The organism is Lelliottia sp. RD5, from assembly GCF_056032945.1.
Window position 1 is genome coordinate 1,003,016 of record NZ_JBVYHQ010000001.1, and the last position, 16,312, is coordinate 1,019,327.

Annotated in this window: 14 protein-coding genes; 4 read left to right on the forward strand and 10 right to left on the reverse strand. The window is 54.4% G+C overall.

Features of this window, described 5'->3' with window-relative positions; all coding sequences use genetic code 11:
- Positions 1-92: 92 nt before the first annotated feature.
- The 3 genes from lolE to lolC are packed head-to-tail and all read right to left on the reverse strand — an operon-like array spanning position 93 to position 3,230.
- Positions 93-1,337, reverse strand: coding sequence for a lipoprotein-releasing ABC transporter permease subunit LolE (gene lolE, locus AC0LWE_RS05095; RefSeq protein ID WP_059178287.1), 1,245 nt, complete (start codon positions 1,335-1,337; stop codon positions 93-95).
- Positions 1,337-2,038 carry a lipoprotein-releasing ABC transporter ATP-binding protein LolD gene (gene lolD / locus AC0LWE_RS05100; protein ID WP_219346776.1) on the reverse strand — a complete coding sequence of 234 codons (702 nt, stop codon included), beginning with the start codon at positions 2,036-2,038 and terminating at the stop codon, positions 1,337-1,339. Before lolD ends, lolE begins: the two co-directional genes overlap by 1 nt.
- Positions 2,031-3,230, reverse strand: a complete 1,200-nt coding sequence (lolC, locus tag AC0LWE_RS05105; protein WP_059178289.1) for a lipoprotein-releasing ABC transporter permease subunit LolC — start codon at positions 3,228-3,230, stop codon at positions 2,031-2,033. The genes lolD and lolC overlap by 8 nt, the downstream gene beginning before the upstream one ends.
- A 268-nt stretch (positions 3,231-3,498) precedes the next feature.
- Between lolC and AC0LWE_RS05110 the strand changes: the two genes are divergently transcribed.
- The 3 genes from AC0LWE_RS05110 to ldtC all read left to right on the forward strand — a co-directional run bounded on the left by AC0LWE_RS05110 (position 3,499) and on the right by ldtC (position 9,277).
- Positions 3,499-4,572 (forward strand): acyltransferase family protein, encoded by a 1,074-nt coding sequence (locus AC0LWE_RS05110; protein ID WP_219346777.1) that lies wholly within the window; start codon positions 3,499-3,501, stop codon positions 4,570-4,572.
- Between the two features lie 149 nt (positions 4,573-4,721).
- Positions 4,722-8,168: a transcription-repair coupling factor gene (gene mfd, locus AC0LWE_RS05115; RefSeq protein WP_219346778.1), complete on the forward strand. Its 3,447-nt coding sequence runs from the start codon at positions 4,722-4,724 to the stop codon at positions 8,166-8,168.
- 152 nt (positions 8,169-8,320) lie between these two features.
- Positions 8,321-9,277, forward strand: coding sequence for a L,D-transpeptidase LdtC (ldtC, locus tag AC0LWE_RS05120; protein ID WP_267970649.1), 957 nt, complete (start codon positions 8,321-8,323; stop codon positions 9,275-9,277).
- 77 nt (positions 9,278-9,354) lie between these two features.
- Here ldtC and bhsA read toward each other — a convergent pair whose 3' ends face one another.
- Positions 9,355-9,612, reverse strand: a complete 258-nt coding sequence (gene bhsA / locus AC0LWE_RS05125) for a multiple stress resistance protein BhsA (RefSeq protein ID WP_059178292.1) — start codon at positions 9,610-9,612, stop codon at positions 9,355-9,357.
- Positions 9,613-9,855: 243 nt separating this feature from the next.
- On the opposite strand from bhsA, the gene AC0LWE_RS05130 reads away from it, so the two are divergent.
- On the forward strand, positions 9,856-10,491 hold the full coding sequence (locus tag AC0LWE_RS05130) for a TetR/AcrR family transcriptional regulator (protein ID WP_174342087.1): 636 nt from the start codon (positions 9,856-9,858) through the stop codon (positions 10,489-10,491).
- A gap of 479 nt (positions 10,492-10,970) precedes the next feature.
- Here the strand turns inward: AC0LWE_RS05130 and AC0LWE_RS05135 are convergent, their stop codons facing one another.
- The 6 genes from AC0LWE_RS05135 to lpoB all read right to left on the reverse strand — a co-directional run bounded on the left by AC0LWE_RS05135 (position 10,971) and on the right by lpoB (position 16,307).
- Positions 10,971-11,510 (reverse strand): glycine zipper 2TM domain-containing protein, encoded by a 540-nt coding sequence (locus AC0LWE_RS05135; RefSeq protein ID WP_041689373.1) that lies wholly within the window; start codon positions 11,508-11,510, stop codon positions 10,971-10,973.
- 191 nt (positions 11,511-11,701) lie between these two features.
- Entirely contained in the window at positions 11,702-13,006 is a 1,305-nt protein-coding gene (locus tag AC0LWE_RS05140; RefSeq protein WP_202666981.1) for an NAD(P)/FAD-dependent oxidoreductase, read from the reverse strand.
- Between the two features lie 235 nt (positions 13,007-13,241).
- Entirely contained in the window at positions 13,242-13,784 is a 543-nt protein-coding gene (gene ycfP, locus AC0LWE_RS05145) for an alpha/beta hydrolase YcfP (RefSeq protein WP_059178295.1), read from the reverse strand.
- 33 nt (positions 13,785-13,817) lie between these two features.
- Positions 13,818-14,843 carry a beta-N-acetylhexosaminidase gene (nagZ, locus tag AC0LWE_RS05150; RefSeq protein ID WP_202693625.1) on the reverse strand — a complete coding sequence of 342 codons (1,026 nt, stop codon included), beginning with the start codon at positions 14,841-14,843 and terminating at the stop codon, positions 13,818-13,820.
- Positions 14,844-14,854: 11 nt separating this feature from the next.
- Positions 14,855-15,679, reverse strand: coding sequence for a thiamine kinase (thiK, locus tag AC0LWE_RS05155; protein ID WP_202693683.1), 825 nt, complete (start codon positions 15,677-15,679; stop codon positions 14,855-14,857).
- On the reverse strand, positions 15,660-16,307 hold the full coding sequence (gene lpoB / locus AC0LWE_RS05160) for a penicillin-binding protein activator LpoB (protein ID WP_131487094.1): 648 nt from the start codon (positions 16,305-16,307) through the stop codon (positions 15,660-15,662). Before lpoB ends, thiK begins: the two co-directional genes overlap by 20 nt.
- Positions 16,308-16,312 lie beyond the last annotated feature (5 nt).

Genomic DNA, 16,312 nt, shown 5'->3' on the forward strand with positions numbered 1-16,312 from the left:
GCTTACTGAAGTAAGTGACTGGGGTGAACAGACGCAGCCAACGCGGGGGCAGCTTGAAAGATGAAGTGTTTACCCGCTAAATCATGACGTAATTACTGGCCACTTAATACCCTCGCCGGATCAATTCGACTTGCGCGACGCGCCGGATACCAGCTTGCCAGCAGACTCAGTAAAAGTGCTGTAACCAGCACATAAATAACGTCCAGCCAATGTAATTCCGAAGGCAGGAAGTCAATAAAATAGATGTCGCCCGACAGGAACTGGTGTCCGATCAGCTTTTCAATTCCGTTGATAATCGGCGTCAGCTGTAGCGAAACGACCACACCGATCGCCACGCCGCACAGGCTGCCAAACAGACCCGCGAGCAAACCGTACCAGACGAAAATGGCGCGAATAAGGCCGTCTTTGGCCCCCAGCGTACGCAGCACCGCGATATCGCTGCTCTTGTCTTTCACCGCCATCACCAGTGTGGAAACGATATTGAAACAGGCAACGCCAATCACCAGCACCATCGCCAGATACATAATGGCGCGAATCATCTGGATATCACGGTACATATACCCGTAAGTGCCAATCCAGCTCTTAATGTAAACATAGTTATTGGTGACTCCACCGGCATCACGCACCAGTTTATTGGCGTTAAACACATCATTCACTTTGATGGCGATACCCGTCACGCTGTCGCCCATATCCAGATACTGGCGTGCGTCATCCAGCGGCACCATGGCGAAACTGTGATCGAGCTGGCCGCTCAACTGTAAAATGCCGGTGACATGCAAACGCACGCGTTTGGGCTGCTGAAGCTTATGGTCTGCGCTGGCGTTCGGGATCATGATCGATACCCAGTCGCCCTGCTTCACCTTCAGCGCATCGGCGACACCTTTACCGATAATGATTTGCTGATCGCCCGCTTTAAAGCCCGCCCACGCGCCGTTTTGTACAAACTGCGGCAACGCGCTTAGACGCGCTTCCTGCTGCGGATTCACGCCCTTGACCTGAATGGCGCGCAGGTTCGCCCCGCTTTCAACCAACCCCGTAAAATTGATGTAAGGCGCAGCGGCGGCTATGCCCGGTACTTTCTCAATTTTGGTCAGCGCATCGTTCCAGTTATTCCATGGCTGGTTAACCGGCTCGATTTCACCATGCGGAACGACCGCCAGAATGCGGTTATTGAGTTCACGCTCAAAGCCGTTCATCGCGCTTAAACCGACGATAAGCACCGCGACGCCAAGGGCAATCCCCACGGTAGAAATCACGGAAATCAACGACACCATGCCACCGCGACGGCGGCCCCGGCTAAAGCGTAAACCGATCAGTAAGGATAACGACGACGCCATTACTCGGCTCCCATCAGGGTCAGTTCCGCCGTCAGACGTCCGTCGCGCATCTCAAGCTGACGACTCATCCGCCCCGCCAGTTGCAGATCGTGCGTCACCACCAGAAACGCCGTGCCCTGCGAGGCGTTCAGCTCGCCAAGCAGCTGGAAAATACTGTCTGCATTACGCGCATCCAGATTACCGGTCGGTTCATCGGCCAGCACCAGACGCGGGTTGTTGACCAGCGCGCGGGCAATGGCGACGCGCTGACGCTCACCGCCGGACAGCTCAGATGGACGGTGATTTCCGCGATGCCCAAGCCCCACAGCTTTTAGCATGTCGCTGGCGCGCGCGTTAATTTCAGCCGGTTTCTTTTTGCCAATCAGCAAAGGCATCGCGACGTTTTCCAGCGCGGTAAAGTCCGGGAGCAAATGGTGGAACTGATAGATAAAGCCTAACTCGCGGTTACGCAGATCGGCTTTCGCCGTCGAAGACATCGAACTGAGCGGCTTACCCGAGAAAATCACATCGCCAGACGTTGGCGTATCCAGCCCGCCAAGCAGATGTAGAAGCGTACTTTTGCCGGAGCCTGAGCTGCCGACAATCGCCATCATTTCACCTTCGCCCACGCTGAAGCTGACTTCATGCAGCACGTCCGTCTGCACGTTGCCTTCCTGATAGCGTTTGGACAGGTTGTCGCATTGCAACAGGATCTTATTCATAACGTAAAGCCTCAGCGGGTTGAGTGGCGGCAGCGCGCCATGAAGGATAAAGCGTAGAAAGCAGCGCGATCGCCATGGCGACCAGCGCGATACCGACAACCTGCAGCGGTTCGATCGCGACCGGGAGCGCCGCACCGTCGAGCAGAATACCGATAATCGGCATCAAATTATTTAACTGGCTGGCAAGCAGCGTCCCCAGTACCGCACCGAGCAGCGCCCCGATAATCCCGGCACTCGCCCCCTGGACCATAAACACCGCCATAATCTGGCGCGGCGTTAGCCCCTGGGTTTGCAGAATCGCGACCTCGCCCTGTTTTTCCATCACCATCAGCCCAAGCGAGGTGATGATGTTAAACGCGGCGACGGCGACGATCAGGCTAAGCAGCAGCCCCATCATGTTTTTTTCCATGCGCACGGCCTGGAACAATTCGCCTTTGCGCTCGCGCCAGTCTTGCCATTTGGTGCCTTCAGGTAATTTTTGCTCGCTCAGCACGTCCACTTTCAGCGGTTCGTTGAGCCACAGACGCCAGCCGGTGATGTTGCCCAGCGGATAGCGCATCAGGCGCGACGCATCCTGAATGTTGACCAGCATCTGATAGCCATCGACTTCGCTGTTGGCGGCAAACGTGCCGATCACGTTGAACAAGCGTTGGCTTGGCAAGCGGCCCATCGGCGTAAACTGACTGGCAGAGGGCACCATCACGCGCAGCTGATCGCCACGGTTGACGCCAAGCTGTCCGGCAAGCTGTTCGCCCAGGATCACGTTGTATTTACCCGGTGCCAGATCGGTCTGTTTGACGTTCACCAGATACGGCGTGAGCGGATCTTTTTGCGCCGGGTCGATGCCCAGCATCACGCCAACGGAGACGCTACGCGCGCTTTGCAGCACCACATCGCCGGTCGTAAGCGGCGCAATACGATTGACGCCTTGCAGCTTCACCGCGCTTTCGGGTAGCTGTTGCGGATTGATCGATCCGTTAGTAGAAGAGAGAACCGCCTGTGGCATCAGCCCCAGAATGTTGTTTTGCAGCTCGCGTTCGAAGCCATTCATCACGGAAAGTACCGTCACCAGCGCCATTACGCCAAGCGTAATCCCGATAGTGGAAAGCCAGGAGACAAAGCGACCGAAGCGGTCCGCGGCGCGCCCACGCATGTAACGTAAGCCTATGAAGAGTGCGACAGGTTGATACATGAAATCCGTCTGGTGGCTGTTGGCAGACCCACGAGTATATAAGCGAATCCGTTAAGCGTAAATGACTGATACCGTAAGCTTTGGTAATGAATTTTCCGAAAAAACAAGAAAAATCAGAACGCTACTCGCAGATATGCACATCATTCCACCACCTTCACCCTCCACCTTTTCCGAAAATCATCCGGATACAGACTCTTACTGATTACATCCCCTTCCCGTTCGCCCAGGATCAACGTTTCGTTTATGGCAAAACAGGTATCCGTTACCGATGAAACAAAAAGCATTATGGATTAATCAGATAAAAGGATTGTGCATCTGTCTGGTCGTGATTTACCACTCGGTCATCACCTTTTATCCTCACCTCAACGCACTGCAACATCCGCTTTCCAGTCTGCTCGCCAAATGCTGGGTCTACTTCAATCTCTATCTCGCGCCGTTTCGTATGCCGGTGTTTTTCTTTATTTCGGGTTATTTAATTCGCCGCTATATCGATGACGTTGGCTGGCGCACGTGCCTGGATAAAAGGATCTGGAGCATCGTCTGGGTGCTGGCACTGTGGGGCGTATTACAGTGGCAGGCAATGAGCCATATCAACGACTGGCTGGCGCCGGAGCGCGAGCTCTCAACCTCCTCCAATGCTGCCTACGCGGACTCGTTCACCGGCTTTATTCGCGGCATGCTCACCGCCAGCACCAGCCTGTGGTATCTGTATGCGCTGGTCGTCTACTTCACGCTGTGTAAATTGCTGAGTCGCTGGAAGCTGCCGATGCTCGCCCTGCTGGCGCTGGCAAGCGTGGCGATTAACTTCCTGCCGCTGCCGTGGTGGGGAATGAACAGCGTGGTGCGCAATGTTGTCTACTACAGCCTGGGCGCATGGTATGGCGCGCAGCTGATGGCGTGGATGAAAGAGATGACGATGCGTCGTTACTGGCTGCCGGTCATGGCCTTTGGCGCGGTTTCGGTGGTGCTGTGGTTTGCTAACGTGCCACTGCTGCTTTCCCTGCTGTCGATTCTGCTGATCATGAAACTTTTTTACAGCCTGGAGCAGCGTTACGCCGTGCATCCCAATAATCTGCTGAATGTTGTCGGTTCAAACACGATTGCTATCTACGCCACGCATCGGATCCTGATAGAGATATTCAGCCTGGTACTGATTACCGAACTCAACGCCGCGTACTGGCCGGTGTGGGCTGAGCTGTCGCTGATTCTGGTATATCCGTTTATCAGCCTGCTGGTGTGTACACTCATCGGGTTAGGTGCGCGCAAAGCCTCCAGCGCCCTGTTTGGTGATCTATTCTTCGCGCCTCCGGCACGTCTTGCCCCCGCTCAACCCGCGCGCTAGCGCGCTTCTGCCCCCTTCACCGGGGGCACGTTTTCCCTCTGTGCGGTTCCAGTTTGCTTATGCAAAACGATCGAGGATAATAAAGACATTGCGTATCAGTGATATGCCCCAATACTGTTGGTATATCCATAAGAGATCCTGAAAGAGCCATGCCTGAACAATATCGTTATTCCTTGCCCGGCAAAGCGGGCGACCAACGTCAGCTAGGTGAACTGACGGGTGCAGCCTGCGCCACGCTCGTGGCGGAGATCGCTGAGCGCCATGCGGGTCCGGTGGTCCTGGTGGCCCCGGATATGCAAAACGCATTGCGTCTGCACGACGAAATTCGCCAGTTTACCGACAGTCTGGTCTTTAACCTCGCCGACTGGGAAACGCTGCCGTACGACAGTTTCTCCCCGCACCAGGAGATCATCTCCTCGCGCCTGTCGACGCTGTATCAGCTGCCGACCATGCAGCGCGGCGTATTGATTGTCCCAGTGAATACGTTGATGCAGCGCGTGTGTCCGCACAGTTATCTGCACGGTCACGCACTGGTGATGAAAAAAGGTGAACGGCTATCGCGCGACGCCCTGCGTACGCAGCTGGATAGCGCCGGTTATCGCCACGTCGATCAGGTGATGGAGCACGGCGAATATGCCACGCGCGGTGCGCTGTTGGATCTGTATCCGATGGGCAGCGACCAGCCGTATCGCCTGGATTTCTTCGACGATGAAATCGACAGTTTGCGCGTATTTGACGCCGACACCCAGCGCACGCTGGAGGAAGTCGACGCCATCAATTTACTGCCCGCGCATGAATTCCCAACGGATAAAACGGCCATCGAGCTGTTCCGCAGCCAGTGGCGCGACAAGTTTGATGTGAAGCGCGACGCCGAACATATTTACCAGCAGGTAAGCAAAGGCACGCTGCCAGCGGGGATTGAATACTGGCAACCGCTGTTCTTTAGTGAACCCCTTCCCGCGCTGTTCAGCTATTTCCCGGCGAATACGCTGATTGTGAACACCGGGGATCTGGAATCCAGCGCGACCCGTTTTGAAAACGAAACCCGCGCGCGATTCGAAAACCGTGGCGTTGACCCGATGCGTCCGCTGTTGCCACCGGAACAACTTTGGCTGCGTACCGATGCGCTGTTTTCGGAACTCAAAAAATGGCCGCGCGTGCAGCTCAAAACGGAAAATCTGCCCGAGAAAGCCGCCAATACCAATCTCGGGTTCGAGAAACTGCCCGATCTTTCCGTTCAGGCGCAGCAAAAATCGCCACTGGATAATCTGCGCAAGTTCCTGGAATCCTTCACCGGCCCGGTGATTTTCTCGGTCGAAAGTGAAGGCCGCCGCGAAGCGCTGGGAGAACTGCTCGCGCGTATTAAAGTGTCGCCAAAACGCCTTTTACGCCTCGACGAAGCGACAGATGCCGGGCGCTACCTGATGATCGGTGCGGCAGAGCATGGCTTCATCGACACGCTGAATAATCGTGCGCTGATTTGTGAAAGCGATCTGCTCGGCGAGCGTGTGGCGCGCCGTCGTCAGGACAGCCGTCGCACCATTAACCCGGATACGCTGATTCGCAACCTGGCGGAGCTGCACGTTGGCCAGCCCATTGTGCATCTCGAACACGGTGTGGGACGTTACGCGGGAATGACCACGCTGGAAACGGGCGGCATCAAGGGCGAATACCTGATGCTGACCTATTCCGGCGACGCCAAACTCTACGTTCCGGTGTCCTCGCTGCATTTGATTAGCCGCTATGCAGGCGGTGCGGAAGAGAGCGCCCCGCTGCACAGACTGGGTGGTGATGTCTGGGCACGCGCGCGTCAGAAAGCCGCCGAAAAAGTCCGCGATGTGGCGGCAGAATTGCTGGATATTTATGCCCAGCGAGCCGCGAAATCAGGCTATGCGTTTAAGCACGATAAAGAACAGTATCAATTGTTCTGCGACAGTTTCCCGTTTGAAACCACGCCCGATCAGGCCCAGGCGATTAACGCCGTGCTGAGCGACATGTGCCAGCCGCTGGCAATGGATCGTCTGGTATGCGGCGACGTGGGCTTCGGTAAAACGGAAGTCGCGATGCGCGCCACCTTCCTGGCGGTCGAAAATAACAAACAGGTCGCAGTGCTGGTGCCAACCACTCTGCTCGCCCAGCAGCACTACGACAACTTCCGCGATCGCTTCGCCAACTGGCCGGTGCGGATCGAGATGCTGTCGCGTTTTCGCAGTGCCAAAGAGCAGACGCAGATTCTGGAACAGGCACGCGAAGGCAAAATCGATATTTTGATCGGCACGCACAAACTGCTGCAAAGCGACGTGAAGTGGAAAGATTTAGGCCTGCTGATCGTCGATGAAGAGCACCGCTTTGGTGTGCGCCATAAAGAGCGCATTAAAGCGATGCGTGCAGACGTCGATATTCTGACCCTCACCGCCACGCCAATCCCACGTACGCTGAATATGGCGATGAGCGGCATGCGCGATCTGTCGATTATTGCCACGCCACCGGCGCGTCGTCTGGCGGTGAAAACGTTTGTCCGCGAATACGATAGCCTGGTGGTTCGTGAGGCAATCCTGCGTGAAGTGTTACGTGGCGGGCAGGTTTATTATCTCTTTAACGATGTCGAAAACATCCAGAAAACCGCCGATAAACTGGCTGAACTGGTGCCGGAGGCACGCATTGCCATCGGTCACGGGCAGATGCGCGAGCGCGAGCTGGAACGGGTGATGAACGATTTCCACCACCAGCGTTTTAACGTGCTGGTGTGTACAACGATTATTGAAACCGGCATCGATATTCCGACGGCGAACACGATCATCATTGAACGTGCGGATCACTTCGGTCTGGCGCAGCTTCACCAGTTGCGCGGCCGCGTTGGGCGCTCGCATCACCAGGCTTACGCATGGCTGATGACACCGCATCCAAAAGCGATGACCACCGACGCGCAAAAACGTCTGGAAGCCATTGCCTCGCTGGAAGATTTGGGGGCAGGTTTCGCGCTGGCGACGCACGATCTGGAGATCCGTGGCGCGGGCGAATTGCTGGGTGAAGATCAGAGCGGATCAATGGAAACTATCGGCTTCTCGCTGTATATGGAACTGCTCGAAAACGCGGTTGATGCGTTGAAAGCCGGGCGCGAGCCGTCGCTGGAGGATCTCACCAGCCAGCAAACGGAGGTCGAACTGCGCATGCCTTCCCTGCTGCCGGATGATTTTATCCCTGACGTTAACACGCGCCTGTCGTTCTATAAGCGCATCGCCAGCGCCAAAAAAGAGTCTGAGCTTGAGGAAATTAAAGTCGAGCTTATTGACCGCTTTGGTTTGCTGCCGGATCCCGCGCGCAACCTGCTCGATATTGCCCGGCTGCGTCAGCAGGCGCAGAAGCTGGGCATTCGCAAGCTTGAAGGGAATGAGAAAGGCGGTACGGTTGAATTTGCTGAGAAAAACCATGTCGATCCGATGTGGCTGATCGGCTTGTTGCAGAAGCAGCCGCAGCATTTCCGCCTGGATGGCCCGACGCGTCTGAAGTTCACTCAGGAACTGGCCGACCGTAAAACGCGCATGGAATGGGTGCGCAACTTTATGCGTCAACTGGAAGAAAATGCAGTAGCGTAGTGCGTTCCAGGCCCCGGTAACGCGGGTTATCGGGGCCTGATATTTACACAATCTTTCAATCCCCCTGCGTTTCCCGACACATCCATTCGCCATAATTATCAATTAACTTTTACCTATCAATAACCTTACTATTACTATGGATTTTGGTGATAATGATGACGTTGCGTTTGACTCGCTGGATAACCTTTTTCGCGCTTGCGGCGGCGGTGGCGATTGCCCTTCCCGCTCACGCTAACACCTGGCCTCTGCCGTCCGCCGGTAGCCGACTGGTGGGTGAAAATAAATTTCACGTCGTGGAAAATGATGGCGGATCGCTTGAAGCGATCGCGAAAAAATATAACGTCGGCTTTCTGGCGTTGTTACAGGCGAACCCAGGCGTCGATCCTTACGTTCCGCGCGCGGGCAGCGTTCTCACGATTCCGCTGCAAACGCTGTTACCTGACGCGCCGCGTGAAGGGCTGGTGATCAACCTGGCTGAATTGCGCCTCTATTATTACCCGCCAGGGAAAAAAGAGGTGACGGTGTACCCGATCGGTATCGGTCAGTTAGGCGGCGATACCTTAACGCCAACGATGGTGACGACGGTGTCGGATAAACGTGCAAACCCAACCTGGACGCCGACCGCCAATATCCGCGCGCGTTACAAAGCGCAGGGAATTGATTTACCTGCTGTCGTTCCGGCGGGTCCCGACAACCCGATGGGCCATCATGCCATCCGTCTGGCGGCCTACGGCGGCGTCTATTTGCTACACGGAACGAATGCTGATTTTGGGATTGGGATGCGCGTGAGCTCAGGCTGTATTCGCCTGCGCGATGGCGATATCGAAACCCTGTTCCGGGTGATTACACCGGGGACGAAGGTCAATATTTTAAACACGCCGATTAAAGTGTCGGAAGAGCCGGGCGGAAAACGTCTCGTCGAAATCCACCAGCCGCTGTCAAAAAATATTGGTGACGATCCGCAAACGCTGCCGATTGTCCTGAACGCCGCTATGCAAACGTTTAAAGCCAGTGCCGATAGCGCGGTGATGGAAAGAGCGATGGAGATTCGTTCAGGCATGCCGGTGGATGTGACGCCGCATCCCGGAGTCACTCAACAACCCCTCTAACGAGTGAACAAAAAAAGGCCCCGCAGTGATGCAGGGCCTTTTTTATTGCAGTGGCAAATATGAGGGTTTCGCCAGGCTTATTTATAAATAACAGCGGTGCCGTGCAGCGTGTTCGGGCCAGTCACTGACGTGATGCGGAAAGATTTTGCGCCCATTTCGTCAGCTTTTTGCGCCAGCTGATCTTCCAGTGAACCCAGGTTAGTCCCTGCGTTAGCGGAAATAATGCCCACTTTTTGCTGGTCTGCAGGAGTGGATTGCACTTCAACAGCCGCAAAGCTTGCGAAAGAGAGTGAGCTTAGAAAAGCAGCAGCGATCAGCGTTTTTACGTTTTTCATGATGAGTAGCCTTTAGCAGATGATTAGGAGGTCGTAAGTTAATTACTTAACGATCGATAGGTAAATGATAGATGTGATCTACGTCACACGTCAACACTATTTTATAATGATCGTTAAATTAATTTAAAACCTCATATTAATCATATTCATATGATTAATTTATTTTTATAAAATCAATGCTGGTCGCCACTGTCTATTATTTTTATAATGGTCGTTCAACAAACCAACCGAGGTACAACGGCTATGACAACCGACATCACGAGTTGCGCTAAAAAAAGCCGTGGCCGACCGAAGGTGTTCGACAGGGATGCGGCGCTTGATAAGGCCATGACACTTTTCTGGCAACACGGCTACGAAGCCACGTCTTTGTCCGATCTGGTCGAAGCCACTGGCGCGAAAGCCCCTACGCTGTACGCAGAATTTACCAATAAAGAAGGTCTGTTCCGTGCGGTGCTGGATCGCTATATCACCCGTTTTGCGGCGAAGCATGAGGCACAGCTTTTCTGCGAAGAGAAGACGGTTGAACAAGCCTTAGAGGATTATTTCGCAACGGTGGCGGCATGCTTTACCAGCAAGGAGACGCCAGCGGGCTGTTTCATGATCAACACTTCCGCCACGCTCGCGGCCTCGTCGAAAGCGATCGCCAACACCGTGAAGTCGCGTCACGCCATGCAGGAAGAGACGCTGGGTGCGTTTTTACGCCAGCGTCAGGCGCGGGGCGAGATTCCAGCGGATTGCGATACTGTAGAATTAACCCAGTTCTTGAGTTGCATCCTGCAGGGCATGTCGATCAGCGCGCGTGAAGGTGCGGGAATTGAAAAGTTGCAAAAAATCACTCATACCACGCTGCGGCTCTGGCCTGAGCTGCTCAAAGGCTGAATATATCGTCAGAAATAAGATTTGGCCTGTTGAACAATAGGTCAAATCTATCTCGAAAAGCGCCTCGTTTGCTACTCTTAAATGGTGATTATTGTGCTGCTAATGATTAGCCGCCATTCATGGAGAGTCGTTCACGTCACGAAGACGCTAATAACCGTAGCTTTACCTTTTCCCGACCGATGCGGCGGTACATTATTTCTGTCGATGACAAAGGCACTTTCTGACTGTACACATGCGGAAGGAAAATAAAGATGATTTTGCTATTACCATTATTCAAAGTGCTAATAGTAATTACATTGTTATTTGGTCTGTGGATTTTATGTGGGGGTTCAGTGCTGTTTGCATTTATCTCAGTGCTGATTACAGGATTTCTGCTCCTGCGCCAGCATCATGAATTTGACCTTTAACAACTGTTTTACAGCAAAAAAAGGCTCCTCAGCCTGAGCGCGTGAGGAGCCAAATTCAAAGAACTGCTTTTTTCACACCTTGTTATTCAAAACCAGTTGGCCATTGCCATCCAGTGGAATTTGGGTGCCGGGATCTTTATCCATTCGGATTTTGCCCTGCTGATCGCCGATCTTATAGGTCACGTCGTAACCCAGCATTTTTTCTGACTTATCGTAGACAGTTTTACAACGCTGCTGCGTGGTGGTGTAGGTATCTCCGTCCTGCATCGCGCCCTGGACCTGATTACCCGCATATCCCCCGCCTAATGCACCGACGACCGTGGCAACATCTTTCCCGCGCCCACCGCCAAACTGATGACCAATCACACCACCCGCTACCGCACCCAGAACAGAACCTGCGATGCGATTTTCATCCTGTACCGGACGACGATGGGTTACGGCCACGTTGCGGCACTCCTGACGAGGCGTTTTCACGGATTCTTTAATGGGTGTTGCTGATACAACTTGTGCGTATTGCGGGCCACGCTCAAACACGTTAAGACTGGCAACCGCCGCCACGCCGAGCGCAGCAGCCACGCCAATCCCTATACCCGCCAACATTGATTTATTCACGGGACTTCCTCCTTTGTTGCTGTTAGTAACAATTTTGCAATCAAAGACAGACTTCGCCAATCAGAATAAGGATCAAAAACAGAGGGGTTGAGCGACCATGAATACCTTTCGGAGAACTCCTGGACTTTCAGAGGGGGATGACAGGACGAGAGGCTAAAAAACCCCTCCGGTGGGACCGGAGGAGGTTGAGATTAGTGCAGTTTAAGACGTGGACGAATCACGCGGTTAATGCTGCCCACCAGCATCATCAAACCGGTTTTGAAATAACCGTGCAGCGCGACCTGATGCATGCGGTACAGCGAAATATACACGAAGCGCGCAATACGCCCTTCAACCATCATAGAGCCACGCATCAGGTTACCCATCAGGCTGCCCACGGTTGAGAAGTTCGACAGTGAAACCAGCGAGCCATGGTCTTTGTAGACGTATGACTTGAGGGTTTTGCCCTTCGTCTGCGCCAGGATGTTATGCAGCGCCAGGCTTGCCATCTGATGAGCCGCCTGCGCACGCGGTGGTACGAATCCACCTTCCGGGCGCGCACAAGATGCGCAGTCACCAATCGCATAGATATCCGGATCGCGCGTGGTTTGCAGCGTCGGTTCAACGACGAGCTGGTTGATGCGGTTCGTTTCCAGGCCGCCAATCTCTTTCATGAAATCAGGCGCTTTGATACCCGCAGCCCAGACCATCAGATCCGCTTGAATGTACTCGCCATCTTTGGTGTGCAGACCGCCAGCATCGGCACTGGTGACCATGGTTTGCGTCAGAACACGCACGCCCATTTTGGTCAGCTCGCTGTGCGCAGCGCCTGAAATACGCGGTGGCAATGCAGGCAGAATACGTTCGCCAGCTTCGACCAGCGTCACGTTCAGTGCATCGTTGGTCAACCCTTTATAACCGTAGCTGTGAAGCTGTTTTACCGCATTGTGCAGCTCAGCAGACAGTTCAACGCCCGTCGCCCCGCCACCGACAATCGTGATATTCACTTTGCCGTTCGCGCCAAGATTATTGGAATATTTCAGGAATAGATTGAGCATTTCCTGATGGAAACGACGCGCCTGATGCGGGTTATCCAGGAAGATGCAGTGATCTTTCACGCCCGGCGTATTGAAGTCGTTAGAGGTACTACCCAGCGCCATCACCAGCGTGTCATACGGCAGTTTGCGCTCCGGCACCAGCAGCTCACCTTTCTCATCTCGCAGCTCAGCGAGCGTGATGGTTTTGCTCTCACGGTTGATGTCCATCACCGAACCCAGCTGGAACTGGAAATCGTGATTACGCGCGTGCGCCAGATAGCTCAGGGCATCCACACCTTCATCCAGTGAACCGGTTGCCACTTCGTGCAGCAGCGGTTTCCACAGATGGCTGTGGTTACGATCGACCAGCGTAATTTTGGCTTTCTTACCACGACCCAGTTTTTTACCGAGTTGTGTTGCCAGCTCCAGCCCACCTGCGCCGCCGCCTACAATCACTATCTTTTTCAATGGCGTAGTCAATGTGACCCCCTCAAATTATTAACCAATTGTTAATTAAAAGTTATAAAAATAACCCTTAATTAACAACAGGTTACAGCACTGAAACCATTCATTGGTATTGAGAATAACACGCAAGGCGCATTGGTCATACCAAAATTGATATGAATCAAGTTTTGCCGCTTTAAATTTGCACAATTGTAGCAAAGACAAAGCCCGGCAAGCTTTCGCCGCCGGGCCAGAGAATCTTCAGAAAGGGTTAACCCAGAGTCTTGAAGGCTTTGATGCGCTGTAAATGCGGGGAGATATTCTTGAATTTGTGGGTCTGCTCTTCATCCCACACAATCTCATAATAGTGGTGCAAAAACTCCGCCGCGCGATGGCTGTTCAGCGCCTCATCCTGTCGGGAGAGGATCGCGAGGCAGCGATCGCGGTTTTTCTCGCGGAAATTACTGACGCATTTTGTGGCGATATCAACATACTCTTCAGGCCGGTCGATTTTGCCTTCCATGTTCTCTTCAGGGAACAGATTCGGGTTGAAGACGACCTGGCGAATATCGCAGAGAAAACCGATACGCTCCGCCCAATAGCCGCCGAGACCGACGCCACAAATCAGCGGGCGTTCGTCGACATTGAGCTGCAGCATTTTGTCCACTTCTTTGAGCAGATGCTGCATGTCATGCTTTGGATGGCGCGTACTGTAGCTAATCAGCCGCACGTCCGGATCGATAAACTGCAGCTGCAGCACTTTCTCATGGTTACCAGGACTGTTCGAGTCAAAACCGTGCAAATAAATGATCATCGTTTCCTCGCCACACTACGTCTTCCGGGATGGTTATTGGCCCGCTTTGTGTGCCTGCCAGCGCTCATTGAGTGCCTCGAGCTGCGCGTTCACCGTTTTCCAGCGAGCGCTGCTCATTAGCTCCTGACGGCTAAATGAACCTTTATGATACAATTGTGTAACACGTTCAGCATTGATCGGCGACAGGTTATCTAACACGCTAACCGCACCTTTACGATTATTGCAGACAAGGATCATATCGCAACCTGCGTCCAGCGACGCTTGTCCGCGCTCCGCGTAGCTGCCCATAATCGCCGCCCCTTCCATCGACAAATCGTCAGAGAAAATTACGCCGTTAAAACCGAGCTCTTTACGCAACACCGTTTGCAGCCAGTGCGAGGACCCGCTGGCCGGGCGCGGATCGACATCACTGTAAATCACATGCGCTGGCATGATGGCGTCGAGTTTATTGTCGGTAATCAGGGAGCGGAACACCGACATATCCTTGGCGCGAATCACCGCTTCCGGACGCGGATCGCGCGGTGTCTCTTTGTGCGAATCCGCCGTGACCGCGCCGTGCCCAGGGAAATGCTTGCCGGTGGTTTTCATCCCGGCATCATGCATTCCGTCAATAAAGCGCGTCGCCATCGCCAGGGCGATGTGCGGATCTTCATGATAGGAACGCTCGCCAATTGCGGCGCTGATATGGCCCACATCCAGCACGGGTGCAAAACTGATGTCGATATCCATGGCGATCATTTCGCTCGCCATCAGCCAGCCGGCCTCTTGCGCCAGATTGCCGCCCTCTTCTGTTCCCATCAACGCAGCGAATGATTGTGCGGCAGGCAGACGGGTAAATCCGTCACGAAAACGCTGAACGCGCCCACCTTCCTGATCCACCGCCACCACCAGATGATTGCGCGATGCCGCGCGGATTTGGCGGACAAGCTCGCGCACCTGCTCTGGATCGTGATAGTTGCGGGTAAACAGAATCAGGCCCCCAACAAGCGGATGCGCCAGAATCTCGCGCTCTTCCGCATCCAGTTCATACCCTTCGACATCCAACATTACTGGACCCACACGAACCTCTCTTATCCTTTAGTTTGTAACTGTCGCCAGGCATCGTCTGCCAGCGCAATAAATTGTTTGTCGCCCGACTGGCTAAAGCGAAGCTCGTACCAGCCCGCCATCAGCATCAGCACCCACGGCCGCCAGCGTTTTACCTGTTGCGCCAGCGCATGGACGCTCATATTCGCCGTCTGTGCATAGGCGCGAATCAGCGCCAGCCGGGCATCTTCCGTGGGTGCCCAGACTGCTGCCAGCTCCAGTGCGACATCACCGTCACCGGCATACTCCCAGTCAATCAGCCTTTCGCCCGTTCGGGTATGCACGATATTTCCGGCGTGAACATCCATATGCAATGGGGCTAACCGTAGCGGGTACGGTTCGCCGCGCGTACGCAACCTCTTCAGCGTTGCCAGCCAGAAAGGCGTATGCCTGCCGGGCGCCGCCTGCTGCCAGTAATAGTCCAGAAGCGGCAAAACCGTGATACGCCAGCCGAGGCGAGATTGCCGATGCAGATGATACAGCATGCCCGCGAGCGTTGGCGCATCGGGAAGCGCTGATTTAATCTCACCCGCAAGAAACTCAACAGCCATCCAGCCATGCTTGAAGAAGCGCGGATCAGGCACGACATCCGAGGGAAGCCGCTTGAGGGCATTATATTGACGACGAAAATGAAACGCGGGCGCGGCAGCATCATGATGCTGACGCAAAACCAGACGGTTTTCGCCCTCCTCAATAATGCAGCTCGCGCCGCTAAACCCGGCGTGGGTTTGCGGCGCGATAAGGCGATACGACGGGAAATAGCGCGAAATGAGGTCTTCGCGCGTGACGTTATTGTTGCGAAACGGCACCTTTACCTGACCAGATAATTTCACCTGTCTGAACCAGCATCAGCTGCATTTGCAGCGCTGGCGTATTCACGTTGCCGGTTGCGTTGGAATAGAGGACATATTGTGCCCCTACATTACGCGCGATACCCATTGCTTTGCTGCGCGAGCCCAGGCTGTCCTGCGGTGAAAGGCCCAGTTGCTGTTTCGCGACGGCCAGTTGCTGTGCGGACACCAGCGTAAACTTGCCGTTATTCGCCAGCGCATTGCGCAGGGTTTCGGTCGCTTCACCGGCATTGAGCGTTCCGTTGGTACGGTTATTCACGCTGTCCACCAGCAACACGCTACCTGCCGTTACCCCTTGCGCCTGCAACATTTTGCCAACCATCGGTTGCATCGCGCCGTTCCAGTCATAGTGACGTACGCGTGGCGCAGGCTGCGAGGTTTGATCAGGATGTTCGATTGGGCCTGGCTGCGCAGGAATAGTTGGCACGGACGGCACCGTAGGCACCGGCTGCGTCGGTTGCGCGGGCTGCTCGGTACCCGGTTTGGCCTCATCGACCGGCGCGGGCTGTTGTTCTGTGCGGGTGATACAGCCCGACAGGAAGAGTGCAAAAGCGGTAACGAGCGCGTAACGGCTCAAATTTCTAATCAAGG

Coding starts and splice junctions, on each gene's coding strand:
- lolD (WP_219346776.1), bottom strand. CDS start 2,038: ATGAATAAGATCCTGTTGCAATGCGACAACCTGTCCAAACGCTATCAG.
- lolC (WP_059178289.1), bottom strand. CDS start 3,230: ATGTATCAACCTGTCGCACTCTTCATAGGCTTACGTTACATGCGTGGG.
- AC0LWE_RS05110 (WP_219346777.1), top strand. CDS start 3,499: ATGAAACAAAAAGCATTATGGATTAATCAGATAAAAGGATTGTGCATC.
- bhsA (WP_059178292.1), bottom strand. CDS start 9,612: ATGAAAAACGTAAAAACGCTGATCGCTGCTGCTTTTCTAAGCTCACTC.
- ycfP (WP_059178295.1), bottom strand. CDS start 13,784: ATGATCATTTATTTGCACGGTTTTGACTCGAACAGTCCTGGTAACCAT.
- mfd (WP_219346778.1), top strand. CDS start 4,722: ATGCCTGAACAATATCGTTATTCCTTGCCCGGCAAAGCGGGCGACCAA.
- AC0LWE_RS05130 (WP_174342087.1), top strand. CDS start 9,856: ATGACAACCGACATCACGAGTTGCGCTAAAAAAAGCCGTGGCCGACCG.
- lolE (WP_059178287.1), bottom strand. CDS start 1,337: ATGGCGTCGTCGTTATCCTTACTGATCGGTTTACGCTTTAGCCGGGGC.
- ldtC (WP_267970649.1), top strand. CDS start 8,321: ATGATGACGTTGCGTTTGACTCGCTGGATAACCTTTTTCGCGCTTGCG.